The following is a 23,370-nucleotide window of genomic DNA, read 5'->3' on the forward strand; positions in this document are numbered from 1 at the left end:
GGTTCCCGCCGCCGCCGGGCTTCCCGCCGCCGCCTGCCTTCCCGCCGCCGCCGGAGTTCGCGCCGCCGCCTGCCTTCCCGCCGCCGCCGGAGTTCCCGCCACCGGCTGATTTCCCGCCGCCCCCGCCGCCGGCCGAACCGCCGCCGGGCCAGCCGCAGCCGGGCACCGCAACTGTGCCTTAAAGTCGCCCTGGCCAGTGGCTTCGACCCTTTAGAGCTTGCGCAGCCGCAGCCGGTTGATGGAGTGATCGGCGTCCTTGCGCAACACCAGCGTGGCCCGCGGCCGGGTGGGCAGGATGTTCTCGACCAGGTTGGGCCGGTTGATGGAACGCCAGATGTCGCGCGCGGCGGTCACCGCCTGCTGGTCGTTGAGCGCTGCGTAGTGGTGGAAGTGCGACTCCGGGTTGGCGAACGAGGTGGAGCGCATCGCCAGGAAGCGCGAGACGTACCAGTGCTCGATGTCTTCCACCCGGGCGTCGACGTACAGCGAGAAGTCGAACAGGTCCGAGATCATCAGCGTCGGGCCGGTCTGTAAGACGTTGAGGCCCTCGAGGATCAGGATGTCGGGGTGGCGGACCACCTGCTTGGCGCCGGGCACGATGTCATAGCTCAGGTGTGAATACACCGGCGCGCACGCGTACTCGGTACCGGACTTCACCGAGGTGACGAAGCGCATCAGCGCACGACGGTTATAGCTCTCCGGAAACCCTTTGCGGTGCATCAGGTGCCGGCGTTCCAACTCGTGGTTGGGATACAAGAATCCGTCGGTGGTGACCAGGTCCACCCGCGGATGGTGTCCCCAGCGGGCCAGCAGCGCTTGCAGCACGCGGGCCGTCGTCGACTTGCCGACGGCCACGCTGCCGGCCACGCCGATGATGAACGGCACCGGCCGGTCCGGGTTCTGGTCATGCTCACCGAGGAACTCCGCGGTTGCGGCGAACAGCTGCTGACGAGCGGCGACCTGCAGGTGCAGCAGACGCGCGAGCGGCAGATAAACCTCTTCGACCTCCAGCAGGTCGACCTGCTCACCGAGGCCGCGCAGGGCCACGACCTCTTCTTCGGTGAGCGGCATTGGCGTCGACATACGCAGCGCCCGCCATTGACGTCGGTCGAACTCCACATAGGGACTCGGCTCGCTAAGCCGCCGCATGACCGTACAGTCTTGCAGTACCCCCGGCGGTTAGCCTGATCGGGTATGGAGCCCGCCGCATTGACCCGTGAATACCTGCTGCTCGGTCTGCGCTTCGACCGGATCGAGTCAGGTTATGTCGACGCCTTCACCGGTGATCCGGCGCTGCGACGACGTGTCGAGAATGAGCCGATGCCCGAGCCGGCCGCGCTGGCCCGCCGGGCCGAGACGTTGCTCGCGGCGCTGCCGAGTGGTCTGCCGGAGGCGCGCGCCGACTACCTGCGAGTGCACCTGCGGGCGCTGGCGTGTGCGGGGCGCAAGTTCGCCGGGGAAGAGGTCGGCTTCATCGACGAGGTGCGCGACTACTTCGATGTCGACATCGCCAAGGGCGACACCGACCGCTATCGGCAGGCGCATGCCCGGCTCGACGAAGCTTTGGGCGGGACCGGCCCCTTGGCTGACCGGATGGCCGCGTACCGCCGGGCCGAGGAGATTCCGCCGGAACGGCTCGAGGCGGCTATCCACGCGTTCTCCTCGGCGCTGCGCGACCGGGTGCGCGCCCACTTCCGGCTGCCGGAGGCCGAGACCATCACCTACGAGGTCGTCACCGACAAGCCCTGGTCGGGATTCAACTACTACCACGGCGACTATCGCTCCACGGTGGCGGTCAACGCCGATCTCAAGCAGCTGATGTCGAATCTGCCACGGCTGGTGGCCCACGAGTCCTACCCGGGCCATCACACCGAGCACTGCCGCAAGGAAGCCGGGCTGGTCGCGCAACTGGGCCAGGCCGAGCAGACCATTTTTCTGGTCAACACCCCGCAGTGTCTGATGGCCGAGGGCCTGGCCGACCTGGCGCTCTACGCCGCGGTCGGCCCCGGTTGGGGCGGCTGGGCCGCGGAGATCTACGCCGACCTGGGGCTGCGGTTCGACGGCGAGCGGGCCGAGGCGGTCGCCGACGCCGCGGCGGCGCTGGCCGATGTGCGCCAAGACGCGGCGCTGATGCTGCACGACGAGCGCCGCGACGCCGACGAGGTGGCCGACTACCTGCGCCGGTGGCTGCTGGTCTCCGACGATCGCGCGCGCCAAACCCTGCGGTTCCTGTCGTCGCCGCTGTGGCGGGCCTACACCTCGACGTATGTGGAGGGCTACCGGCTGCTGCGCTCCTGGCTGGACGCCGCCCCGGACGGGGTGAACCTCACCGAGCGGTTCGGTCGGCTGCTCGACGAGCCGCTGATCCCGTCGTCGCTACGGGCCGAGCTGGCTCTATAGACTGGCCCGCGTGACTGCGATGCCCAAATCCCGCCCCGCCTCCGCTGTGTTGTCGGCCCCGTTGCGCGAGCTCGACCCCGATATCGCCGAGCTGCTCGGTAAGGAGTTGGGGCGCCAGCGCGACACCCTGGAGATGATCGCGTCGGAGAACTTCGTGCCGCGTGCGGTGCTGCAGGCCCACGGCAGCGTCCTGACCAACAAATACGCCGAGGGCCTGCCCGGCCGGCGCTACTACGGCGGCTGTGAGCACGTCGACGTGGTGGAGAACATTGCCCGCGACCGCGCCAAAGAACTGTTCGGCGCTGAGTTCGCCAATGTGCAGCCGCACTCGGGCGCCCAGGCGAACGCCGCGGTGCTGCAGGCGCTGATGGAGCCCGGTGAGCGGCTGCTAGGCCTGGACCTGGCCAACGGCGGGCACCTGACCCATGGGATGCGGCTGAACTTCTCCGGCAAGCTCTACGACAACGCCTTCTACGGCGTCGACCCGGTCACCCACCGCGTCGACATGGACGTTGTTCGCGCGCAGGCGCTGGAGTTCAAGCCGAAGGTGATCATCGCCGGCTGGTCGGCCTACCCGCGGATCCTGGACTTTGAAGCCTTCCGCTCGATCGCCGACGAGGTGGACGCGACGCTGTGGGTGGACATGGCGCACTTCGCCGGGCTGGTGGCCGCCGGACTGCACCCATCGCCAGTACCGCACGCGCAGGTGGTGTCCACCACCGTGCACAAGACCCTCGGCGGCCCGCGCTCCGGTCTGATCGTCGGCAAGAAGGAATTCGCCAAGCAGATCAACTCGGCGGTCTTCCCCGGTCAGCAGGGCGGCCCGCTGATGCACGTGATCGCCGCCAAGGCCGTCGCGCTCAAGATCGCCGGCACCGCCGAGTTCGCCGAGCGGCAGCAGCGGGTGCTCTCGGGCGCCAGGATCATCGCCGAACGCCTGCTGGCCGCCGACGTCGCCAAGGCCGGTGTGTCGGTGGTCAGTGGCGGCACCGACGTGCATCTGGTGCTCGTCGACCTGCGGGACTCGCCACTGGACGGCCAGATGGCCGAGGATCTGCTGCACGAGGTGGGCATCACGGTCAACCGCAACGCCGTGCCCAATGACCCGCGGCCGCCGATGGTGACCTCCGGGCTACGGGTGGGCACTCCGGCGCTGGCAGCCCGCGGCTTCGGCGACGCCGAGTTCACCGAGGTCGCCGATGTCATCGCCACCGCGCTGGCGGCCGGCTCGGCCGCCGACGTGCCGGCCTTGCGGGCCCGGGTCGCCAAGCTGACACAGGACTTCCCGCTCTATGACGGCCTGGAGGACTGGAAGCTCGCCTGACCGGGCGCTGGGGGCACCTCCCGCTTGCGGGGGACGGGTCGCCCGCGGATGAAACGCCGCCCCGGGTTGACAAGATAGTGTGAATTCGGGTTACAGTTACTTTCATGGCTCAACGTCCTGTTGCTAATGCGCTGATTCGCGAGCTGGAACCGGTGGTCGCCGCGAACATGGTCCGTCACATCGACACGGTCGACCCGTGGTACGCCCACGACTTCGTGCCGTTCGAACAGGGTAAGAACTTCGCCTTCCTCGGCGGCACCGACTGGGACCCGTCGCAGGTCAGCTTGCCCAAGGCGATCACCGACGCGTGCGAGATCCTGCTCATCGAGAAGGACAGCCTGGCCGGCTACCACCGCGAACTGGTCGAGCACTTCATCCTCGAGGACAAGTGGGCGCGCTGGATCGGCCGGTGGACCGCCGAAGAGCACCTGCACGCCATCGCACTGCGCGAATACCTGATGGTGACCCGGGAGATCGACCCGAACGAAAACGAGCGTGTTCGCATGGAGCACGTGCAGAAGGGCTATCGGGCCGACCATTACAGCCAGGTCGAGACGCTGGTGTTCATGGCCTTCTACGAGCGCGCGTGCGCCGAGTTCTGCCGCAATCTGGCCGACAAGACCGACGAGCCGGTGCTCAAAGGTCTGATCAGCCGCATCGCCGGGGACGAGGAACGCCACGAGGAGTTCTTCGCCAACCTGATCGCGCACTGCCTGGACTACGTGCCCGAGGAGACGGTGGCCGCCATCGCCGCTCGGGCCGCCGAGCTGAAGATCGTCGGCGCCGACATCGACGCCTACGCCGATCGGCAGGCCGGAATCGCCGAAGCCGGCATTTTCGGGCCCGACCAGTTGCGCCGGGTGATCTCCGACCGGATCAGCGCCTGGGGCTTGGCCGCCCACCCCGATCTGAAGGCCTTCGCCATCAGCTGATCAGCTCCGGCGCGCCTGCCCGGCGGGCGCCCGCCGACGGGGGTACCGTCGCAAGCGATGGCTAGCCACACGCTCTGCTGTCTAGGCGGCACCACCGGTCATGAACTCGACAGGACCGGCCCTGGTCCTGGGGCCGCTTCACCCCGTCGAATTGCTCGCGCGGGGTCGCGCGGGCCCTCACCCGCTGGAGCGCTCAGTGCCTGAAATCCGGACGTACGTGCTCGACACCTCCGTGCTGCTGTCGGACCCGTGGGCTTGCACCCGGTTCGCCGAGCACGAGGTCGTCGTCCCGCTGGTGGTGATCAGCGAGCTGGAGGCCAAACGCCACCATCACGAGCTCGGCTGGTTCGCCCGCCAGGCGCTGCGCCTCTTCGACGATATGCGATTGGAGCACGGTCGTCTTGATCAGCCGATTCCCGTTGGTACCCAAGGCGGTCGGCTGCATGTCGAGCTCAACCACAGCGACCCTTCGGTGTTGCCCTCGGGGTTTCGCACCGCGGACAATGACTCCCGGATCTTGACCTGCGCCGCCAACCTCGCCGCCGAGGGGCGACGAGTCACGTTGGTGAGCAAGGACATTCCGTTGCGGGTCAAGGCCGCTGCGGTGGGTCTGGCGGCCGACGAATACCACGCCCAGGATGTCATCGTCTCCGGCTGGACCGGGATGGACGAAGTCGAGGCGGCCGTCGATGACATCGACGCCCTGTTCGACGAGGGCGAGATCGACCTGGCCTCCGCACGGGATCTGCCGTGCCACACCGGGGTTCGCCTGCTCGGCGGTAGCTCGCACGCGCTGGGCCGGGTCAACGCGGCCAAGCGGGTGCAGCTGGTCCGAGGTGACCGGGAGGCCTTCGGGCTGCGCGGTCGTTCCGCCGAGCAGCGAGTGGCGCTGGACCTGCTGCTCGACGAATCAATCGGCATCGTCTCACTCGGCGGCAAGGCCGGCACCGGCAAGTCGGCGCTGGCGCTGTGCGCCGGTCTGGAAGCCGTTCTCGAGCGGCGCACGCAGCGCAAGGTGGTGGTGTTCCGGCCGCTCTACGCCGTCGGCGGCCAGGAACTCGGTTATCTGCCGGGCAGTGAGAACGAGAAGATGGGCCCGTGGGCCCAGGCCGTGTTCGACACCCTGGAGGGCCTGGCCAGCCCGGCGGTGCTCGAGGAAGTGCTCTCGCGCGGCATGCTCGAGGTGCTGCCGCTGACCCACATCCGGGGCCGGTCGCTGCACGACTCGTTCGTGATCGTCGACGAGGCCCAGTCGCTGGAGCGCAACGTGTTGCTGACGGTGCTGTCGCGGTTGGGCACCGGTTCGCGGGTGGTGCTCACCCACGACGTCGCCCAGCGCGACAACCTGCGGGTCGGCCGGCACGACGGTATCGCCGCGGTGATCGAAAAGCTCAAGGGTCACCCGCTGTTCGCCCACATCACGCTGCTGCGCAGTGAGCGTTCGCCGATCGCCGCGCTGGTCACCGAGATGCTCGAGGAGATCAGCGGCCCCGACCTGCGCTGAGCCCCCGGTAGGCTGCCCGCGTGCAGTGTCTGCGAGTGCTTGCCGGTCTGATCGCTCTTGCGGTGGTGGGGGCGTGTGCCGCCCCGGCCCACCACGCTGCCGCCGGCCCGGTGGACTGCGCGGTGGTCAAGTGTGTGGCGCTGACCTTCGACGACGGGCCGTCGCCGTACACCGACCGGCTGTTGGGGATCTTGAACGATGCCGGCGCGCGCGCCACGTTCTTCCTGATCGGCAACAAGGTGGCGGCCGATCCGGCGGGGGCCAAGCGGATCGCCGACGCCGGGATGGAGATCGGCAGCCACACCTGGGAACACCCGAATATGACGACGATCCCGTCGGTGGACGTGCCCGCCCAGTTCAGCCGGGCCAACGACGCGATCCACTCGGCCACCGGTTCCACCCCGACGCTGTGGCGCCCGCCCGGCGGGCTCACCGATGACGCGGTGAATGCCCAGGCCGCCACGTTCGGGTTAGCCGGAATCCTCTGGGACGTCATCCCGTTCGACTGGATCAACGACGCCGATACCGATGCCACCCGCTACATGTTGATGACTCAGATCAAGCCCGGGTCGGTGGTGTTGTTCCACGACACCTACTCGTCCACGGTGGATCTGGTCTACCAGTTCCTGCCGGTGCTCAAAGCCAATGGCTACCACGTGGTTACGGTCAGCCAGCTGCTCGGCCCGCGCGCTCCGGGCAGCGTGTACGGCAGCCGGGAGAACGGCCCACCGGTCCACGACCTGCATGACATTCCGCCCGCGGACATCCCAGGACTGCCGGCGACGCCGTCGCCGCCGCCGATGCCGAATTTTCCGATCACCGACATTGCCGGGGCGAATTCCGGCGGGCCCAACAACGGCGCGTGAGCGCGACGCTACTACCCGGCTGAGGACGCGAGTGATATCAGCGCGTTGTCGTACTCCTGTCTTTCGGGCAGTACCGGAGCGCTAAGGGCGCGAAACCGCGCCACCAGTAGCTCAGCCAGTTTCTGGAGCTTGATGTTCGTTCGCTGGGAAAGCCAGCGCAACAACTCGAACGAAGCGGTGTCTTCGAGTCCATAGACGACGGCGAGCATGCCTTTGGCCTGCTCGATCACGGCTCGCCGGTCCACGATGGTGTCCACACCTTCGGAAATGCGGTCCTGGTAGGCCGCCTCGGAGGGGCTGACATCGATGTAGAAACCCTCGGTGCCGATCACCGCGCCCTGGTCGTCACGTATCGGGTTGCCGACCACGGTGATCTGGTGGGTGCGGCCTGCCGTGTCAATCATGCGGTGACGGGTGCTGAAGGCAGCCCGCGTGCGGCGGGAGTCCTCCAGTGCGCCATGGACCTGATCGACATCGTCGGGGTGCTTGTGCGCCAACACCTGCGCTGTGGTGGGGTTCGGCATCTCGCCGGGCGCGTAGCCGTGCATCTGCTGCACTTCCGGTGACCATTCCCAGCGCTCTTGGTCGATGAAGAACCGAAATCGGCCGACGGTCTGCGCTTGGCCGCCCGTGAGTGCCTGGTCGAGTTCGCGGGCCCTTTCCGCTCCGCCAATAGTATCCGGCTTCATAAGACGAAGAATAATTCCCGGCCGCCCACGGGGGCGACAAATTGTGGCCGTCACAACCGTTACGCGCCGGGGTTATTGACACTTTGACACAAAAAACTATTCTTTGTGTCAGGCGAGCGGAGGAGGCCCCAGATGACGGCAGTGACCAGCAACGTCACCAGCATTGCCCGGGCCGCTCGGGTTCGGCCCGCGGTGATGGCCCAGTTCCGCAGGCACTCCGGCAGCGTGCTGTCGGGCCTGTTCGGCGCCGCCGCCTTTGACGAGGTGGCCTTGGTTCCGGTGGCCGCCGCGGTCGACAAGACCGGGCGGTTCGAAAGCAACTTCACCGACCGTGCCATACGCAGCGGATTCTCTGCGCTGCTTGCCATCTGGGGAGACGCCGAGGACCGTGCAGCCGAAGGTGAACGCCTCAAGCGGCTGCACCGCGATGTGCACGGCCAGGGCAAGGGGGACTTCGCCGACGTGCGCTACAGCGCGCTGAACCCACGGCTGTGGAACTGGATTGCCGTCAGCGGCATGTTCGTGACCCTCAATTCGTTCACTCCGGTCACCGGCATCAAATGGAATGACGCCGAACGGGAAGCGGCCTACCAGCAGCTGGTCGAGGCGTTCAGCGCCTTTGAGCTGCCCGGCAAGTCCGGCAAGTTTCCCGCCACCTATGCCGTGGCGGCCGCCTACTACGACGAGATGGTGCGGACGGACCTGGCGGCCAACCCGTTCTTGGACCGGGTCACTGCCGGCCTGGGCAAGCTGCCGCTGCCGTCGGCGCTGCCCGCCCCGGTACGGGCCGCGGCTGGTCCACTGTGGTCGGTCGTCAGCGCAGGGGCCGGCCGCGTGGTCAAGATCTGCTCATTCGGAATCATGCATCCCGCGGTTCGGGAGCTGACCGGGTTCCGCTGGCAGCCGCACCACGACGTCGAATTCAACTTCTACACCCAGCTGCTGCAGATGGCATGGCGGGTCTTGCCCGATCGCGTCGTACTGGTGCCGCTGGCCTACAACCGTCTGCAGTACGAGAAGTTGGTGAAGGTGCACCGCTCTGTCGCGCTGGAATCCTTTGCGCCCCGCGGCTGTCCGATGGGATGACACACTGGTGCCGATGACATCGCGACGCAGTACCGCGAGCCCAGCCGAGCAAGAGGCGGCCATCCTCAAAGCGGCCGCCGAAGAAGTCGGGTTGGTCGGGGTGGCCCGCGCCAGCCTTGATGTCATCGCCCGCCAGGCGGGGGTCAGCCGCAGTACCTTGTACCGGCGGTTCCCGACTCGGGACGCACTGATCACCGAGCTCGGGCGCCGGGCCTTCGACAATGCGATGGTTCAGCTGCGTACCGTCGCGGTGGACTCCGGGCCGAAAAACGCGGCTGTTGCGGCGTTTCGAGCGGGGTTGCGGCTACTCACCACCGATCCGGTGGTGCGAAAGCTGCTCCGGCTTGACGCCGGTGCACCGATGATGGCCGGGATGTACCAGGAGGCCGAAGCATTTCTGGAAAGCGCGTCGAGCGCGATGGCCAAGGCGCTACGCGCAGCCGGGGCCCAGATGCCCGAAGCGGACCTGGTGGCTGCCGCCGAATTGCATGTGCGACTGGCTGCTTCGATCGCCCAGGTGTCGACGTCTGTGCTCGACCCGGGTGACGATGAGGCGGTCAGCGCGTATGCGAAAAAGTATCTGGCGCCGCTGGTCTGGTAGGCGCTGGAGCGGAACCGAGGAAGATCACGACGGCGGCCGAAGCCAGCGAGAATGCCCCGACCACCCACAGTGCGGCGTGGGTATCGCCGGTCAGATCCGTCAGCCAGCCCGTGACGTAGGGCCCGCCGAAGCCGCTCAGGTTGCCCAGGGAATTGATCAAGGCGATCCCGCCGGCCGCCGCCGTGCCCGTGAGGAACGTCGACGGCAGCGCCCAAAAGACCGGCATGGCGCACATGATCGAGCACGTCGACAACGTGATCGCGACCATCGCCAGGTACGGGTTGGCCATGTACAGCGCCGCCGGGATGCTCACGCCCCCGACGATCGCGGGAATCGCCACATGCCAGACGCGTTCTCCCGTCCGGTCGGCGTGGCGTGCCCAGGGCGCCATCACCGCCGCCGCGACGGCCCAGGGGATGGCGGTCACGATGCCGCTCCCGAGGATGCTCAGCTGCGTTCCGTACTGCTGGGCAAATCCGGTGACGATCGTCGGCAGGAAGAACCCGACGGCGTAGAGCCCGTAGACGACCCCGAAATAGACGAACGCCAGCGCCAGCATCCGGGGATGGCTCAGTGCCTTCTTGAGCGGCCAATGCCGACCGGCCTCGGCCTCGGCCCGCTCACTCGCCAGGGTTTCCTCCAGCCACTGCCTCTCATCGACGGACAGCCAGCGTGCCTGCGCCGGCCGGTCGGTCAGATAGAACCAGCACGCGAACGCGAGCACGATCGCGGGCAGTCCCTCGACCAAGAACATGACACGCCATCCGGCAAGACCGAAAATGCCCTGACCCCAGTCGATGACCAGTGACGACAAGGTGGAGCCGACCGCCGTCGACACCGGTACCGCCACCATGAACAGCGAGATCGCCCGGGACCGCTGCTTTGCGGGGAACCAGAACGTGAGATAGAGGATGATCCCCGGGAAGAATCCGGCCTCGGCCACTCCCAGCAGGAACCGCAGCACCACAAGCGTCGGTGCGTTGGGCACGAAAGCGATTGCGGTGCTGACGATTCCCCAGGTCAGCATGATCCGGGCCAGCCAGCGCCGGCCGCCGAACCGATGCAGCGCGATGTTGCTGGGAATCTCCAGGAACAAATAGCCGAAAAAGAAGATCCCCGAGGCGAAACCGAACATCGTCGCGGTCATTCCGAGTTCGTCGTTCATGCCGTTGGGCCCGGCGAACCCGATATTGACACGGTCGAGGTAGTTGACGAAGTACAGCAGCCCCAGGAAGGGGAGCAGTCGACGGGTGACCTTCGCCGTCGCCGACGTGGCCGCTGCGGGCGCGGCGTGATCGGCGGTCATCAGCTTGCTTAGGCGTCCTTCACCTTGGCCATCGCCAGCACGTCGAGGCGGCGGTCCAGCTCGGCCTCTGAGAGCTTGTCGCCGATCAAGCCGCGGTCGATCACCGTCTGGCGAATCGTCTTGCGCTCCTTGAGAGCCTGCTTGGCTACCGCGGCGGCCTCCTCGTAGCCGATCGCGGAGTTCAGCGGTGTCACGATCGACGGGCTGGACTCGGCGAGCTCGCGCAGGTGCTCCTCATTGGCGACCAGTCCGACGATGCAGCGCTCGGCGAACAGCCGCGAGACGTTGGTCAGCAGCTTGAAGGACTCCAGCGTGTTGCGGGCCATCATCGGGATGTAGACGTTGAGCTCGAAGGCGCCGTTGCCGCCGCCCCAGGCGATCGCCGCGTCGTTGCCGATCACCTGCGCCGCCACCTGGGTGACCGCCTCGGGCAGAACGGGATTCACCTTGCCCGGCATGATCGAGCTGCCTGGCTGCAGGTCGGGAAGTTGAATCTCGGCCAGCCCGGTCAGCGGACCCGAGCCCATCCAGCGGATGTCGTTGGCGATCTTGGTCAGCGACACCGCGATGGTGCGCAGCGCCCCGGACGCCTCGACCAGACCGTCACGCGCCGCCTGGGCTTCGAAGGAGTTAGCCGCGGTACGCAACTCGGTGATCCCGGTCTCGGCGACCAGTACCTCGACCACCTTGGCCCCGAAGCCTTCCGGAGCGTTCAGTCCGGTGCCGACGGCGGTGCCGCCGATCGCCAACTCGCCCAGGCGGGGCAGCGTCGACTGCACCCGCTCGATGCCGGCGGCGATCTGGCGGGCGTAGCCGGAGAACTCCTGGCCCAGCGTCACCGGAACGGCGTCCATCAGGTGCGTGCGGCCCGACTTCACCACGGTGCGCCATTCTGTCGCCTTGGCGTCCAGCGCGTCGTGCAGCACCAGCAGTGCCGGAACCAGGTGGCGCACCGCGGCTTCGGTGGCCGCGATGTGGGTGGCGGTCGGGAAGGTGTCGTTGGACGACTGCGACATGTTCACGTCGTCGTTGGGGTGCACCGTCACCCCGTTGGCGGCAGCGATCGACGCGATCACCTCGTTGGTGTTCATGTTCGAGCTGGTACCCGAACCGGTCTGGAACACATCGATGGGGAACTGGTCGTCGTGCTTACCGTCGGCGATCTCAGCGGCGGCAGCCTTGATGGCGTCGGCTTTCTCGCGCGCCAGCAGGCCCAAATCGGCGTTCACCTGCGCGCACGCGCCCTTCAGCAGGCCGAGCGCCCGGATCTGGGTGCGCTCCAGGCCGCGACCGGAGATCGGGAAGTTCTCCACCGCCCGCTGGGTCTGCGCGCGCCACAGCGCATTCACCGGCACCCGGACCTCGCCCATGGTGTCGTGTTCGATGCGGTATTCGGTGTCGCTCATAGGTTTTTCGTCCTCGCTTGACGTCGTCAGGGCAGGGGGTAGGCGGCGTGTGCGTCGCCGGTGAAGTCGACCGCCGAATACTCGTTGAGCTTCGACAGCCGGTGATATGCCTCGATCATCCGGACGGTGCCGGACTTCGAGCGCATCACGATCGATTGCGTGGTGCAGCCGCCGGGGTAGTAGCGCACCCCCTTGAGCAGGTCGCCGTCGGTGACCCCGGTGGCGCAGAAGAACACGTTGTCGCCGGAGACCAGATGCTCGGTGGTCAGCACCTCGCCCAGGTCGTAGCCGGCGTCCAGGGCCTTCTGCCGCTCGGCGTCGTCGGTGGGCGCCAGTTGGGCCTGGATCTCACCGCCCATGCAGCGGATCGCCGCGGCGGCGATGATGCCCTCCGGGGTGCCGCCGATCCCGGCCAGCATGTCGGTGCCCGAGTCGGGCCGGCACGCCGCGATCGCGCCGGCCACGTCGCCGTCGGTGATCAGCCGGATGCGCGCGCCGGCGGCCCGCACGTCGTGGATGAGCTGCGCGTGCCGCGGCCGGTCCAGAATGCACACCGTCATGTCGCGCGGCGACAGGCCCTTGACCTTGGCGACCGCCTTGATGTTCTCGGCGATCGGCTTGGTGATGTCCAGGACGTCGGCGGCCTCGGGGCCGACCGCGATCTTGTTCATGTAGAACACCGCCGACGGGTCGAACATCGCGCCGCGTTCGGCCACCGCCAGCACCGAGATGGCGTTGGGCATGCCCTTGCTCATCAAGGTGGTGCCGTCGATCGGGTCGACGGCGAAGTCGCAGTCGGGTCCGTCGCCGTTGCCGACTTCCTCCCCGTTGTAGAGCATCGGCGCGTGGTCCTTCTCGCCCTCGCCGATCACCACCACGCCGCGCATCGACACCGAGTTCACCAGTTCGCGCATCGCGTCGACGGCCGCGCCGTCCCCGCCCTCCTTGTCGCCGCGGCCGACCCACCGGCCGGCGGCCATGGCGCCGGCCTCGGTCACCCGCACCAGCTCCAAGGCCAGGTTGCGGTCTGGGGGTTCACGGCGTGGAGGTGCGGTCATGGTTGCTAATTGTCCCAGAACCGGATCAGCCCCACTGAGCTGGGATACTGGCTTCCGTGAGTACTGAGCCTCAACCGGCGCCCAAGCCCGCCAAACCACGCCTGCTGCAGGACGGCCGCGACATGTTCTGGTCGATCGCGCCGCTGGTCCTGGCCTGCATCGTGCTGGCCGGGGTGGCCGGGACGTGCTCGTTTCATCCCGGCGGCATGTCGTCGGGGCCGGTGCCCTCCTACGACGCCGTCGCCGCGCTGAACGCCGATGCGCAGACGCTCGGGTTTCCCATCCGGTTGCCGGCGCTGCCGGAAGGCTGGCAACCCAACTCCGGCAGTCGGGGCAGCATCACCGACGGGCGCACCGACGCGAAAGGCCAGCGGCTGCGCGCGGTCACCTCGAGAGTCGGCTACATCACCCCGACCGGGATGTACGTCAGCCTGACCCAGAGCAACGCCGACGAGACCGCGCTGGTCACCGCGATCCGCCCCGGACTGCATGCCACCGGCAGCGAGGACGTCGATGGCACCAGCTGGGTGGTCTACCGGGGCGAGGGCGAGCCGGTGTGGACCACCCGGTTGACCTCGACGGGCGGCCCGGCACAGCTGGCGATCACCGGTGCGGCCGCTGCCGAGCAGTTCCGCGTTCTGGCGGCGGCCGTGCAAACGCAGGCGCCGCTACCGACGACCCGGTAGCGGGAGGCGCCACCGTCGGGGTTTTGGCTTTTCATCTTCGGTCTGCAGCTCCACGCCGTGATACACCGCCAGGTAGACGTCGATGGTGGTGACGATGATGATCATCACCACCGGGCCGATCACGATGCCCCAGAAGCCGAACATGGCGATCCCGGCGAAAACCGCCAGCAGCATCAATGCCGAGTTGAGCCGGGCGTCGCGCGGCACCAGGATCGGCCGCAGGACGTTGTCGATGTTGGTGACGACGATCAGGTGGAACGCCACCACGAACACCCCGCCGACGACGTTGCCGAACAGCGCCATGCCCACGCCGAACGGGATGGTGACGATGCCCCCGCCGAGCGGGATCACCGACAACGCCGTCAGCAGGATCGCGAAGATGAAGAACGCCTGGTGGAACCCGCCGATGTAGATCGAGGCGGCCCCGGCCACCCCTTGGCAGAACGCGATGACGAACTGCCCGCCGACGGTGCCCCGCACCATCGAGCCCATCTTGGCCAGGTACAGATCGGTGACGTCGGCACCGAGCGGGTTGAGCTGGCGGATCAGAGTCTGCAGTTCCTCGCGGTGGGTCAACAGCGCCAGAAACACGTACAAGAAGATGATCGCCGCGGTGATCGCTCCGACGAAACCTCCAACGGCGCCCTGCAGGACGTGCAGCAGCATCTGCCCGCCCTTTTGTGCGACATCCACCATCGCCTCTCGCAGCGTGTCCATGCTCACCTGGGCGTGCACGAACGGAATCCGCTCCAGCAGGCCGTTGACGAACTTGAGCACCTTGTCGCCGAGGGCGTTGGGATCGGTGGCCTGCACCCACTCCGCCACCTCGCCGGCGGTGCGGGTGATCTGCATGACGGCCAGAAAGATCGTCAGGCTGACCGGGACGATGACGGCGACCAGCGCGGCCAGCAGCGTGCCGGTGGCCGCCAGGCCGGTCGGCAGCCGTCGGCCCAGGGCCCGGAACAGCGGGGTGAACAGGTAGGCGCCCACCGCGGCCACCACGATCAGCACGAAAAAGGTGCGCAGGAAGTACGCCCCGAACAGCAGTGCGATAACGGTGAAGACCGCAAGGGCACGCCGCTGAGTAGGGGAGAAGTCGGAGTTCACGGGCGCGGGTCGTCCCACTTGTCGGCGATGGCCCGCCACGGGTCGGCGAACTTCTTGCCGGTGCCGAAGTAGGGCGCGCGCCAGCGCAGGACGACGTGAGCCAAGGGGGCAACCACCCTGAGCAGGTAGCGCTGTGGGCCGGCCTTCGCCGTCGTCTCCGCCAACATCTGGGGCCAGGAGTGGTGCTGGAAGCCCAGCGCCTCCTGGGCGCGACCGGTGTCCATCCAGTCGGTGTTGAACCAGTCCTCGTCGCTGTCGGGGTTGCCGGGCAAGCCGGCGGGGATCCCGTTGACCAACCCCATCGCTGCGGCCATCGCCGGCGCGATGTCGCCTTGCCGCCGGCGGTGGGTGTCGTCGCCGCCGATCAGCAAGGTCTCGCCGACCACGGGTGCGGTGGTGGCCGCGACGAACGCCGCGGCGACGTCACGCACGTCCACGGTTTGCAGCCTGCCGTCGGTCGGCAGTAACTGCTCGAAATACAGGTTGTCGAGGTTGATGCTGGAGCCCAGGTCGACGGCGAGCACTCCGCCGAGTCGCAGGATCACCCAGTCCAGCGTGGAATCACGGACCCGTTGTTCGGCTTGCACTTTGTGGTCGCCGTAGATGTCGGCGGGATTGGTCGGGGTGTCGGCGGTCAGCACGCCGGAGACGGTGTGCGGGTTGCGGGAGCCGTACACCGCGATGCTGGAAGCCTGCACGAAGCGCGGCGGGTCGGGCTGTTGGGCCGCCGCGGCAAGCAGGTGCCCGGTCGCCTCGACGTTGACCTGGTAGGCGAGCTTGCGGCGCGAATAGATCAGCGGTGGGATCACCGCGGCCAGATGGATGATCGCGGCGGGTTCAACGGTGGCGACGAGCTCATCGACCGCCGCGGCGTCAGTGAGGTCGGCGTATCGCACCGTTACCGATTTCGGCAGTGTCGCCGCCGCTTTGCGATTGGCCGGGATGTCGAGATCCGTTGCGACAACGCTTCGGCCGTCCGCGGCCAACTGCCGCACCACTGCCGAACCGACCAGACCGAATGCGCCGGTCACCAACACCGTGCCCACGATCACCTCCTCAATCAGTGCGATCTTTCCGTGAAAGCCAGGCCTGCGACAGCCGTTCGGAACAAACTGGCCCCATGGCCCTGGCCGTCTGCCTGCTGTTCGACCGGCGATCCGAGCGGGCGCTGCGAGCCCTATGGGACCGTATCGAAAGCCACGGTGTGCCCAGCCTGCGATCGCATACCCACCGCCGGCATGTTCCGCACCTCTCGTACGCCGTGCTGCGCAGCTGGGACCGCGACGCGGTGGCAGCGGCGCTGGCCGGGCTGGATGACGGTGCCCCGGTGGAACTCAGCTTCGATGGCCTGGGGCTGTTCCGTCATGGGCGGGCCTGGCTGCTCGCCGGGGTCAGCGCCGATGTTGTGGCGCGCCAACAGCGCTTCGTCGAGGTTGTCACGAGCACCGGTGCCGAGCTGCACAAGCACTATCGGCCCGGCGTGTGGCTGCCGCACTGCTCGCTGGCCCCGCGGGCCAGGCTGGATCAGCTGCAGCTGGTGGCCGCGGAGGTGTTCGACGTGGTGCCGTTCCAGGCCCGACTGGATCACGCGGCACTGGTCAACAGTGCGACCGGTGAGGTGTCCCCGCTGTTGTCGCTGCCGTGACGACGATTATTCCGGATGCGGCTCGGCGACCACCGTCGCCAGGTGTGGATGCGCTTCGGCCTTGACCCGCTGGAACAACTCGCAGTAATAGGGCAGGCAGTCGACCATCGCCTGCGCGGTGGTGAACAGCGGTTGATAGCCGAGATCACGGCGGGCCTTGTCGATCGAGAAGTAATTGTTGAGGTAAAGCCGTTCCACCGCACCGGGTTCCAGCAGTGGCTGGGGCAGCCCGAACCGGAAGTGCAGCCACTGCCAGGCGACCATCACGTCGCGTACCATCCGGCCGGAAACCCTGAATCGGGGCCAGTGCTGGCCGCACGCTTCGATGACCGGGCGGGCGAACTCGAACATGTTGATCGGTTCGCCGTCGTTGACGAAATAGGCCTGTCCGGGTGCCGTTCCACCCGGCACCAGGTGCTCGGCGGCCAGGATGAAACCGTGAATCAGGTTGTGCACGTAGGAGTTGTCCAGCTTGGCGCGTTTGCTGCCGATCAGGACTCTGACGTGTCCGGCGACCACGCTCTCGAACAGCTTGCGGAACATGGTCTGGTCGCCGTTGCCCCAGATTCCCGACGGGCGGATTGAACAGGTCAGCATGTCGCCGACACCGTTCTCCTCCAGCACGAACTTCTCGGCGACCACCTTCGTCTCGGTGTAGAGATCGTTGTATTTGGTGGTGTACGCCATGGTTTCGTTACCACCCGAGATGGCCTTACCACCCATCACCACGCTGTTGGATGCGGTGTAGACGAAGCGCTTCACCCCGGCCCGCTGTGCGGCCTGGACCAGATTCTTGGTGCCGTCGACGTTGACCGCGAAGCTGCGCCGCCGGATCTCGTCGGTGACTTTCGCGCCACCCTGCAGATCGATGATCGCGGCGGTGTGAAACACGGTGTCGATGTTGGCGACCGCGGCGGCCACCGAGGCCGGGTCGCAGATGTCGCCTTCCACCACCTGCAGGTTGCGGTGCGGGGCCAGCGGCGACGGCGCCCGGTCGAACGAGCGCACCTGATAGCCGCGGTCGACCAGCGTCTTGACGAAATTGGTCCCGACGAAGCCGGAGCCCCCGGTGACCAGTACCCGGCCGAGTTCGGTTGTCAGTGCGGGATCACCCATCGGGCGAGCATAACGGAAACGTGTTTCAGTTCCCCGGGCTTGTCGCGGGGCGGTCAACCCCGGTCGGCATCCTCGGATTCGGAGGCCAGCGCGTCCTGTACTCGCTGGCGCGCGCCGGCCAGGTGCTCCTCACACCGCTTAGCCAGCTGTTCTCCTCTTTCCCAGAGGCGCAGGGAAGCGTCGAGGTCCAGCCCGCCCTGCTCCAGTCGCTGCACCACCTCGATCAGCTCGTCGCGGCACTGCTCGTACCCGAGGTCACTAACGGGACTCATCGGCTCGGGTTGCTCAGTTGCCATCGGTATGTCCTTCGCTGGTAGCGGCAATCGCTCCGTCGGCCACCCGGATCCGCAAGGGGGTGCCCGCCGGTGCGTCCTGCACTGACCGCAGCACGTGCGCCGGCCTATCGGTGCTCACCGTCTGGACGACCGCGTAGCCGCGGGCCAGGGTGGCGGCCGGGCCCAGGGTAGCCAGCCGGGCCGAGAGGTGCCCGACCCGTTCGCTCTGCACGGTGATCAGCCGGACAATGTCGCGGCGCACGGCAGCCACGGCGCGTCCCACCTCCTCGGTGCGCTCGGTCAGCGCGCGCATCGGGTCGGCCAATACCGGGCGGCTGCGTAGCTGGGCCAGCACACGTTCCTCGCGCACCACCCAGTTGCGCACCGCCTGGGCGCTGCGCCGGCGCAGGTCGTCGACCAGCGCCTGCTCGGCAGCGGCGTCCGGGACTATCTTCTTCGCCGCGTCGGTGGGAGTGGCGGCCCGCAGGTCGGCGACCAGATCGCACAGCGGGTTGTCGGGTTCGTGACCGACCGCGCTCACCACCGGGGTGCGGCACACCGCGATCGCTCGGCACAACGTCTCGTCGGAGAACGGCAACAGATCCTCCACGCTGCCGCCGCCTCGGGCCAGCACGATCACATCCACCGCCGGGTCGGCGTCCAGGTCGCGCAGTGCCTCGACGATCTGGGCCACCGCATTCGGGCCCTGCACGGCGGTGTTGCGCACCGCGAAACGCACCGCCGGCCACCGGGTGCCGGCCACCGTCATCACGTCCCGCTCGGCGGCACTGGCCCGGCCGGTGATCAGGCCGATCGTGGCCGGCAGGAACGGCAGGGGCCGTTTGAGCCGTGGGTCGAACAGCCCCTCGGCGTCCAGCAGCCGGCGCAGCCGTTCGATGCGGGCCAGCAGCTCGCCGATTCCGACAGCGCGAATCTCGCTGAGCCGCAAGCTGAAAGTGCCCCGCGCGGTGTAGAAGTTGGGTTTGCCGCAGACCACCACCTGGGTGCCCTCGGTGAGTTTGACCGGGGCGCCGGCCACCAGCTCGGGGGTGCACGTCACCGTCAGCGACATGTCGGCGGCCGGATCTCGCAGCACCATGAACACCGTTCGGACGCCGGGCCGCAGGTTGATCTGGGTCAGCTGGCCCTCCACCCACACCGATCCGAGCCGGTCGATCCAGCCCTTGACCCGGATGGCGACCGCGCGGACCGGAAACGGGTTCTCAGCGGAATTGCCCGCTGCGGGTGCGGTCACTTCGTGGTGGCGCGGGTGATCCTGTTGGCCAGCAGCGTCTGGAAGGGTGCTCGCGCCTTGGTCGCCTCCTCGTAGGCGAGCAGGGTCTCCAGCTCGTCGACGCTGAGCGAGGCCAGCCGGGCCCGTAGCTGGGCCAGGGTCAGCGCGCCGTAGTCGAGTTCGTCGACCAGGTCCGGGGTGGGCACCGTCGGGCCGGCGGCCCCACGACTACCCGGTGTGACCCCGGTCTCGGCGGGCGGTGCGGGCCGGTCGTCGGCGCCCTCGCTGAACGAGTACAGCGCGAAACGCCCCTCCGTGCGTGGGCCCGAATCGGCATCATCGAAATCTGCAGTGCCGGGGTAGTCGGCGCCGTTGAGGTCGTCGTCGACGTCTTCGTCGAAGGTGGCCCACTCCGGCTGCTCGTCCTTCGGGGGAAAGATCGACTCGAGCGTGGAGTCGCCCTTGTTGACCAGCTCAGCGATGCCCTGCTGCCAGCGCATCACCGCGTGTGCGGCCTGGCTGGCCAGCGTCATCGGGTAGGTCAGGATGGTGTGCGGCAGCTTCAGCGTCTCCTCGACGGCGACGGTGGCCGCGCCGACCAGAAGCCGGACTCCGAATGGTGCAGTAGCCATGGCCACCAGACTGCCTTACCTGCCGGTCATCTCCAAGTAGCGACGGCCTGGGCGCGAGTTGGCGGTCCGGCGCCGTCAGTCCGTACCCTGGGTGCCATGCCGACCCTCGATATGCAGACTTCTGACAGCTCAGGGGCGCCGGTTGCCGCTGACTCCGCCGGTAAGCGCGTGTTGCTGGCCGAGCCCCGCGGGTACTGCGCCGGCGTCGACCGGGCCGTCGAGACGGTGGAGCGGGCGCTGGAGAAGCACGGCGCTCCGGTCTACGTCCGGCACGAGATCGTGCACAACAAGCATGTGGTGGACACCCTGACCAACAAGGGTGTGGTGTTCGTGCACGAGGCCGACGAGGTGCCCGAAGGCGCGATGGTGGTGTTCTCCGCGCACGGGGTGGCCCCGAGCGTGCACGACTTGGCTGCCGATCGCGGCCTGCGGGTCATCGACGCGACGTGCCCGCTGGTGTCGAAGGTGCACAACGAGGCCAAGCGGTTCGCTCGCGACGGCTACGACATCCTGCTGATCGGCCACGCCGGCCATGAGGAAGTCATCGGGATCATCGGCGAGGCGCCTGACGACGTGCAGCTCGTCGACGGCCTGGACGCGGTGGACTCGGTGACCGTGCGCGATGAGAGCAAGGTGGTGTGGCTGTCGCAGACCACGCTCAGCGTCGACGAGACGATGCAGACCGTGGTCAAGCTGCGTGAGCGGTTCCCGAGCCTGCAGGATCCGCCCAGCGACGACATCTGTTACGCCACGCAGAACCGGCAGACCGCGGTCAAGGCGATGGCCCCCGAATGCGAGCTGGTGATCGTCGTCGGGTCCAAGAACTCGTCGAACTCCAACCGTTTGGTCGAGGTGGCGCTGGACGCCGGTGCCCACGCCGCCCATCTGGTCGACTACGCCGAGGACATCGACCCGTCGTGGCTGGAGCCCGCGGGCGGCGAAGTGCAGACCATCGGTGTGACCTCGGGCGCATCGGTGCCCGAGATCCTGGTCCGCGGCGTGTTGGAGCGGTTGGCCGAGCACGGCTACGGCACGGTGTACCCGGTGGCGACCGCCAACGAGACGCTGGTGTTCGCGCTGCCTCGGGAGATCCGGCCCGACCGGCGTTAGGCGCCATCGGGCCAGCGCCGATCGCAAGCGCGGCGTCAGCCGGGCGCAGCGGGTCGGCGCCATCGGGCCAGCGCCGATCGCAAGCGCGGCGTCAGCCGGGCGCAGCGGGTCGGCGCCATCGGGCTCAGTCAGACGTCGTACTCCCAGGAGTCGGCTTGCTCGTCGCGCGGCTTACGGGGCCGGGTGCGGCGTTCCGCGCCGGGCTCGTCGCCGGCACTGTTGCGGTAGCGCACCCGGGAGACCGGGTGGTGGGTGGTGCCGTTGCCGCGGCCGGCCGCGGGACGACGCCGCGGTAGCGATTCGGGCGCCTCGGTGGGCCGATAGCTGCGGGCGCGGGGATCTGTTCTGGGAGCTGGTTGGCTGCGTCGCCGTGGCGGCTCGTCCTGCCATTCGGTTGCCGGGCGCCGCCGCCGGGGTAGCGGCTCGTCTCGCAGGTCGGGTGCCGGGCGCCGTGGCGGGCGCTCCGTCATCCCAACATCGTCCATGGGCGGCCGGACGTGCCGTGAGCGCGTCGGGGTGGACCCATTGGTACCTCGACGACGCTCGCCGGACCGAGCGGGTGACCGGCTCGAGGTGGCCTTGCGGGCGGCGCGACGAGCTTCCGGAGTCGCCCGCCGGGGACGGTCGCCGCGGCGTCGTTCGCGCTGGCTTTCCGAGGCCGGCGGCTCGATGGCGTGGGCAGGATTGCGGTTGAGCGCCGCGGTGAGCATCCCGCCGAGCTTGTCGAGCAGCGCGGACGGCCGGTTCGTGCCGGTGTCGTCGTCCGCGGGCCTCGCCGCGCCGCCGAGCATGCCCAGACACCAGCGGACCATACCGATCAACAGCACGGCTGCCGCCGTGAACAACATCAGCGGGAACCGCTCGATCAGCGGATACCCGCAGTTGATGACGATGGCCTTGAGCCCGGGGAAACCGCCGCCGTGGAACAGCCAATAGGCGGCCGGCACGGTGCAGAACAGGATCAGCGGAGGCTGGATGACCGCGGTGAACACCGCCGATTGCTGCACCATCAGCACCGCCGCGAGGCAGCCCATCACATACAGGGCGGAGAAGACGGTGCTCAGTTCCTTGTCGCCGGAGCCGGCGTCGAAGGCGACGCCGATGCCGGTCGCGACCATGGCCACGGCCACAGCGCCCCACCAGGGAAAACCGGCCTTGTTGGGCAGAATCGAACGGTGATCGGCCGCTACCGCCGACTTGTCCCGCTGCGCTGCCACACACTGACGGTACCGGCTGGCGGCGCCCGAATCCGCAAGGCCTTGCCAGATCGCCCCGGTGACGTGCCGGCCGTCACGCCTTAGACTTGGCTCCCTGTGAGCCTGAGCCTGGGAATCGTGGGGTTGCCCAACGTCGGTAAGTCGACCCTGTTCAACGCGCTGACCCGCAACGACGTGTTGGCCGCCAACTACCCGTTCGCGACGATCGAGCCGAACGAGGGCGTGGTGCCGCTGCCCGATCCCCGGCTGGCCAAACTGGCCGAGATCTTCGGTTCCGAGCGGATCCTGCCGGCCCCGGTGACGTTCGTTGACATCGCCGGCATCGTCAAGGGCGCCTCGGAGGGGGCCGGGCTGGGCAATAAGTTCCTGGCTAACATCCGCGAGTGCGACGCCATCTGTCAGGTGGTGCGGGTGTTCTCCGACGACGACGTGGTGCACGTCGACGGCAAGGTGGATCCCGAGTCCGACATCGAGGTGATCGCCACCGAGCTGATCCTGGCCGACATGCAGACCCTGGAGAAGGCGATCCCGCGGCTGGAGAAGGAAGCCCGCAACAACAAGGACCGCAAGCCGATGCTCGAGGCGGCGGTGGCCGCGCAGCAGATCCTCGACAGCGGCAAGACCTTGTTCGGCGCCGGCGTGGACCCCGCGCCGCTGCGCGAGTTGAACCTGCTGACCACCAAGCCGTTCCTGTATGTGTTCAACGCCGACGAGGCGGTGCTCACCGACGCAGCCCGGGTGGCTGCGCTGCGCGAGCTGGTGGCCCCGGCCGACGCGGTGTTCCTCGACGCCAAGATCGAAGCCGAGCTCGCCGAGCTGGACGACGAGTCGGCGATGGAGCTGCTGGAGTCGATCGGGCAGACCGAACGCGGCCTGGATGCCTTGGCGCGGGCCGGATTTCACACCCTGAAGTTGCAGACCTACCTGACCGCCGGTCCGAAGGAGGCGCGGGCCTGGACCATCCGCGCCGGCGACACCGCGCCGAAGGCGGCCGGGGTGATCCACACCGACTTCGAAAAAGGTTTCATCAAAGCCGAAGTGGTTTCCTACGACGACCTGGTTGAGGCCGGGTCGATGGCCGCCGCCAAAGCCGCCGGCAAAGTGCGCATGGAGGGCAAGGACTACGTGATGGCCGACGGGGACGTGGTGGAGTTCCGGTTCAACGTGTAAGGCGCT

At 68.0% G+C, this 23,370-nt stretch carries 23 protein-coding genes; 11 read left to right on the forward strand and 12 right to left on the reverse strand.

Going from position 1 to position 23,370, the window contains the following annotated elements; genetic code table 11:
- Positions 1 to 210: 210 nt before the first annotated feature.
- Positions 211 to 1,149: a type I pantothenate kinase gene (gene coaA, locus A5771_RS05095; RefSeq protein ID WP_064854118.1), complete on the reverse strand. Its 939-nt coding sequence runs from the start codon at positions 1,147 to 1,149 to the stop codon at positions 211 to 213.
- A 45-nt stretch (positions 1,150 to 1,194) separates the two neighbouring features.
- Here coaA and A5771_RS05100 point away from each other — a divergent pair, with 45 nt between their 5' ends.
- The 5 genes from A5771_RS05100 (at position 1,195) to A5771_RS05120 (ending at position 7,026) form a co-directional block, all read left to right on the forward strand.
- Positions 1,195 to 2,400, forward strand: coding sequence for a hypothetical protein (locus A5771_RS05100; protein ID WP_064854119.1), 1,206 nt, complete (start codon positions 1,195 to 1,197; stop codon positions 2,398 to 2,400).
- Between the two features lie 49 nt (positions 2,401 to 2,449).
- Positions 2,450 to 3,724 (forward strand): serine hydroxymethyltransferase, encoded by a 1,275-nt coding sequence (gene glyA, locus A5771_RS05105; RefSeq protein ID WP_064854187.1) that lies wholly within the window; start codon positions 2,450 to 2,452, stop codon positions 3,722 to 3,724.
- A 104-nt stretch (positions 3,725 to 3,828) separates the two neighbouring features.
- Positions 3,829 to 4,656: an acyl-ACP desaturase gene (locus A5771_RS05110; protein ID WP_064854120.1), complete on the forward strand. Its 828-nt coding sequence runs from the start codon at positions 3,829 to 3,831 to the stop codon at positions 4,654 to 4,656.
- Between the two features lie 196 nt (positions 4,657 to 4,852).
- Complete coding sequence (locus A5771_RS05115) at positions 4,853 to 6,160, forward strand: PhoH family protein (RefSeq protein WP_064854188.1); 1,308 nt, start codon at positions 4,853 to 4,855, stop codon at positions 6,158 to 6,160.
- 20 nt (positions 6,161 to 6,180) lie between these two features.
- On the forward strand, positions 6,181 to 7,026 hold the full coding sequence (locus tag A5771_RS05120; RefSeq protein ID WP_064854121.1) for a polysaccharide deacetylase family protein: 846 nt from the start codon (positions 6,181 to 6,183) through the stop codon (positions 7,024 to 7,026).
- Between the two features lie 11 nt (positions 7,027 to 7,037).
- On the opposite strand, the gene A5771_RS05125 is transcribed toward A5771_RS05120, so the two are convergent.
- Positions 7,038 to 7,715, reverse strand: a complete 678-nt coding sequence (locus A5771_RS05125; protein WP_064854122.1) for a PAS and ANTAR domain-containing protein — start codon at positions 7,713 to 7,715, stop codon at positions 7,038 to 7,040.
- Between the two features lie 132 nt (positions 7,716 to 7,847).
- On the opposite strand from A5771_RS05125, the gene A5771_RS05130 reads away from it, so the two are divergent.
- Positions 7,848 to 8,801, forward strand: a complete 954-nt coding sequence (locus A5771_RS05130; RefSeq protein ID WP_064854123.1) for an oxygenase MpaB family protein — start codon at positions 7,848 to 7,850, stop codon at positions 8,799 to 8,801.
- Positions 8,802 to 8,814: 13 nt separating this feature from the next.
- The gene (locus A5771_RS05135; protein ID WP_064854124.1) at positions 8,815 to 9,402 is read left to right on the forward strand and encodes a TetR/AcrR family transcriptional regulator; all 588 of its coding nucleotides are present in this window, start codon (positions 8,815 to 8,817) and stop codon (positions 9,400 to 9,402) included.
- On the opposite strand, the gene A5771_RS05140 is transcribed toward A5771_RS05135, so the two are convergent.
- From A5771_RS05140 to glpX, 3 genes are read right to left on the reverse strand one after another with little or no spacing between them, the layout of a single operon-like run.
- The gene (locus tag A5771_RS05140; RefSeq protein WP_109401028.1) at positions 9,359 to 10,708 is read right to left on the reverse strand and encodes an MFS transporter; all 1,350 of its coding nucleotides are present in this window, start codon (positions 10,706 to 10,708) and stop codon (positions 9,359 to 9,361) included. The genes A5771_RS05135 and A5771_RS05140 overlap by 44 nt on opposite strands.
- A gap of 8 nt (positions 10,709 to 10,716) precedes the next feature.
- Entirely contained in the window at positions 10,717 to 12,114 is a 1,398-nt protein-coding gene (locus A5771_RS05145) for a class II fumarate hydratase (protein WP_064854126.1), read from the reverse strand.
- A gap of 26 nt (positions 12,115 to 12,140) precedes the next feature.
- Positions 12,141 to 13,172, reverse strand: coding sequence for a class II fructose-bisphosphatase (glpX, locus tag A5771_RS05150; protein ID WP_207545391.1), 1,032 nt, complete (start codon positions 13,170 to 13,172; stop codon positions 12,141 to 12,143).
- A 56-nt stretch (positions 13,173 to 13,228) separates the two neighbouring features.
- On the opposite strand from glpX, the gene A5771_RS05155 reads away from it, so the two are divergent.
- On the forward strand, positions 13,229 to 13,858 hold the full coding sequence (locus tag A5771_RS05155) for a DUF4245 domain-containing protein (RefSeq protein ID WP_064854127.1): 630 nt from the start codon (positions 13,229 to 13,231) through the stop codon (positions 13,856 to 13,858).
- On the opposite strand, the gene A5771_RS05160 is transcribed toward A5771_RS05155, so the two are convergent.
- Together A5771_RS05160 and A5771_RS05165 are read right to left on the reverse strand one after the other, a co-directional pair.
- Positions 13,841 to 14,965, reverse strand: coding sequence for an AI-2E family transporter (locus A5771_RS05160; RefSeq protein WP_064854128.1), 1,125 nt, complete (start codon positions 14,963 to 14,965; stop codon positions 13,841 to 13,843). The genes A5771_RS05155 and A5771_RS05160 overlap by 18 nt on opposite strands.
- A complete protein-coding gene (locus tag A5771_RS05165) occupies positions 14,962 to 16,014 on the reverse strand; it encodes an NAD-dependent epimerase/dehydratase family protein (RefSeq protein WP_165606109.1) in 1,053 nt (350 codons plus the stop codon). The genes A5771_RS05160 and A5771_RS05165 overlap by 4 nt, the downstream gene beginning before the upstream one ends.
- Before the next feature lie 71 nt (positions 16,015 to 16,085).
- Here A5771_RS05165 and A5771_RS05170 point away from each other — a divergent pair, with 71 nt between their 5' ends.
- Positions 16,086 to 16,610: a 2'-5' RNA ligase family protein gene (locus tag A5771_RS05170; protein ID WP_064854129.1), complete on the forward strand. Its 525-nt coding sequence runs from the start codon at positions 16,086 to 16,088 to the stop codon at positions 16,608 to 16,610.
- A 6-nt stretch (positions 16,611 to 16,616) separates the two neighbouring features.
- Here the strand turns inward: A5771_RS05170 and A5771_RS05175 are convergent, their stop codons facing one another.
- The 4 genes from A5771_RS05175 to A5771_RS05190 are packed head-to-tail and all read right to left on the reverse strand — an operon-like array spanning position 16,617 to position 19,867.
- Positions 16,617 to 17,726: a 3-beta-hydroxysteroid dehydrogenase gene (locus A5771_RS05175; RefSeq protein ID WP_064854130.1), complete on the reverse strand. Its 1,110-nt coding sequence runs from the start codon at positions 17,724 to 17,726 to the stop codon at positions 16,617 to 16,619.
- A gap of 53 nt (positions 17,727 to 17,779) precedes the next feature.
- Positions 17,780 to 18,022 carry an exodeoxyribonuclease VII small subunit gene (locus tag A5771_RS05180; RefSeq protein WP_064854131.1) on the reverse strand — a complete coding sequence of 81 codons (243 nt, stop codon included), beginning with the start codon at positions 18,020 to 18,022 and terminating at the stop codon, positions 17,780 to 17,782.
- A complete protein-coding gene (gene xseA, locus A5771_RS05185) occupies positions 18,012 to 19,256 on the reverse strand; it encodes an exodeoxyribonuclease VII large subunit (RefSeq protein ID WP_064854132.1) in 1,245 nt (414 codons plus the stop codon). Before xseA ends, A5771_RS05180 begins: the two co-directional genes overlap by 11 nt.
- Positions 19,253 to 19,867: a lipid droplet-associated protein gene (locus tag A5771_RS05190; protein WP_064854133.1), complete on the reverse strand. Its 615-nt coding sequence runs from the start codon at positions 19,865 to 19,867 to the stop codon at positions 19,253 to 19,255. Before A5771_RS05190 ends, xseA begins: the two co-directional genes overlap by 4 nt.
- Positions 19,868 to 19,963: 96 nt before the next feature.
- On the opposite strand from A5771_RS05190, the gene A5771_RS05195 reads away from it, so the two are divergent.
- The gene (locus A5771_RS05195) at positions 19,964 to 20,977 is read left to right on the forward strand and encodes a 4-hydroxy-3-methylbut-2-enyl diphosphate reductase (RefSeq protein ID WP_428844388.1); all 1,014 of its coding nucleotides are present in this window, start codon (positions 19,964 to 19,966) and stop codon (positions 20,975 to 20,977) included.
- Positions 20,978 to 21,105: 128 nt separating this feature from the next.
- Here the strand turns inward: A5771_RS05195 and A5771_RS05200 are convergent, their stop codons facing one another.
- Entirely contained in the window at positions 21,106 to 22,194 is a 1,089-nt protein-coding gene (locus A5771_RS05200; protein ID WP_064854134.1) for a DUF6542 domain-containing protein, read from the reverse strand.
- Between the two features lie 96 nt (positions 22,195 to 22,290).
- Here A5771_RS05200 and ychF point away from each other — a divergent pair, with 96 nt between their 5' ends.
- Positions 22,291 to 23,364, forward strand: a complete 1,074-nt coding sequence (ychF, locus tag A5771_RS05205; RefSeq protein ID WP_064854135.1) for a redox-regulated ATPase YchF — start codon at positions 22,291 to 22,293, stop codon at positions 23,362 to 23,364.
- The last annotated feature ends 6 nt before the right edge of the window (positions 23,365 to 23,370 follow it).

Origin of the sequence: Mycolicibacter sinensis (assembly GCF_001667375.1) — a bacterium.
In the GTDB taxonomy this organism is placed as follows: domain Bacteria; phylum Actinomycetota; class Actinomycetes; order Mycobacteriales; family Mycobacteriaceae; genus Mycobacterium; species Mycobacterium sinense_A.

Bases quoted from the DNA above. Each gene is read 5' to 3' on its own strand.
- coaA (WP_064854118.1), bottom strand. From the start codon at position 1,149: ATGCGGCGGCTTAGCGAGCCGAGTCCCTATGTGGAGTTCGACCGACGT.
- A5771_RS05100 (WP_064854119.1), top strand. From the start codon at position 1,195: ATGGAGCCCGCCGCATTGACCCGTGAATACCTGCTGCTCGGTCTGCGC.
- A5771_RS05110 (WP_064854120.1), top strand. From the start codon at position 3,829: ATGGCTCAACGTCCTGTTGCTAATGCGCTGATTCGCGAGCTGGAACCG.
- A5771_RS05125 (WP_064854122.1), bottom strand. From the start codon at position 7,715: ATGAAGCCGGATACTATTGGCGGAGCGGAAAGGGCCCGCGAACTCGAC.
- A5771_RS05130 (WP_064854123.1), top strand. From the start codon at position 7,848: ATGACGGCAGTGACCAGCAACGTCACCAGCATTGCCCGGGCCGCTCGG.
- A5771_RS05135 (WP_064854124.1), top strand. From the start codon at position 8,815: ATGACATCGCGACGCAGTACCGCGAGCCCAGCCGAGCAAGAGGCGGCC.
- A5771_RS05140 (WP_109401028.1), bottom strand. From the start codon at position 10,708: ATGACCGCCGATCACGCCGCGCCCGCAGCGGCCACGTCGGCGACGGCG.
- A5771_RS05145 (WP_064854126.1), bottom strand. From the start codon at position 12,114: ATGAGCGACACCGAATACCGCATCGAACACGACACCATGGGCGAGGTC.
- glpX (WP_207545391.1), bottom strand. From the start codon at position 13,172: ATGACCGCACCTCCACGCCGTGAACCCCCAGACCGCAACCTGGCCTTG.
- A5771_RS05170 (WP_064854129.1), top strand. From the start codon at position 16,086: ATGGCCCTGGCCGTCTGCCTGCTGTTCGACCGGCGATCCGAGCGGGCG.
- A5771_RS05175 (WP_064854130.1), bottom strand. From the start codon at position 17,726: ATGGGTGATCCCGCACTGACAACCGAACTCGGCCGGGTACTGGTCACC.
- A5771_RS05180 (WP_064854131.1), bottom strand. From the start codon at position 18,022: ATGGCAACTGAGCAACCCGAGCCGATGAGTCCCGTTAGTGACCTCGGG.
- A5771_RS05190 (WP_064854133.1), bottom strand. From the start codon at position 19,867: ATGGCTACTGCACCATTCGGAGTCCGGCTTCTGGTCGGCGCGGCCACC.
- A5771_RS05195 (WP_428844388.1), top strand. From the start codon at position 19,964: ATGCCGACCCTCGATATGCAGACTTCTGACAGCTCAGGGGCGCCGGTT.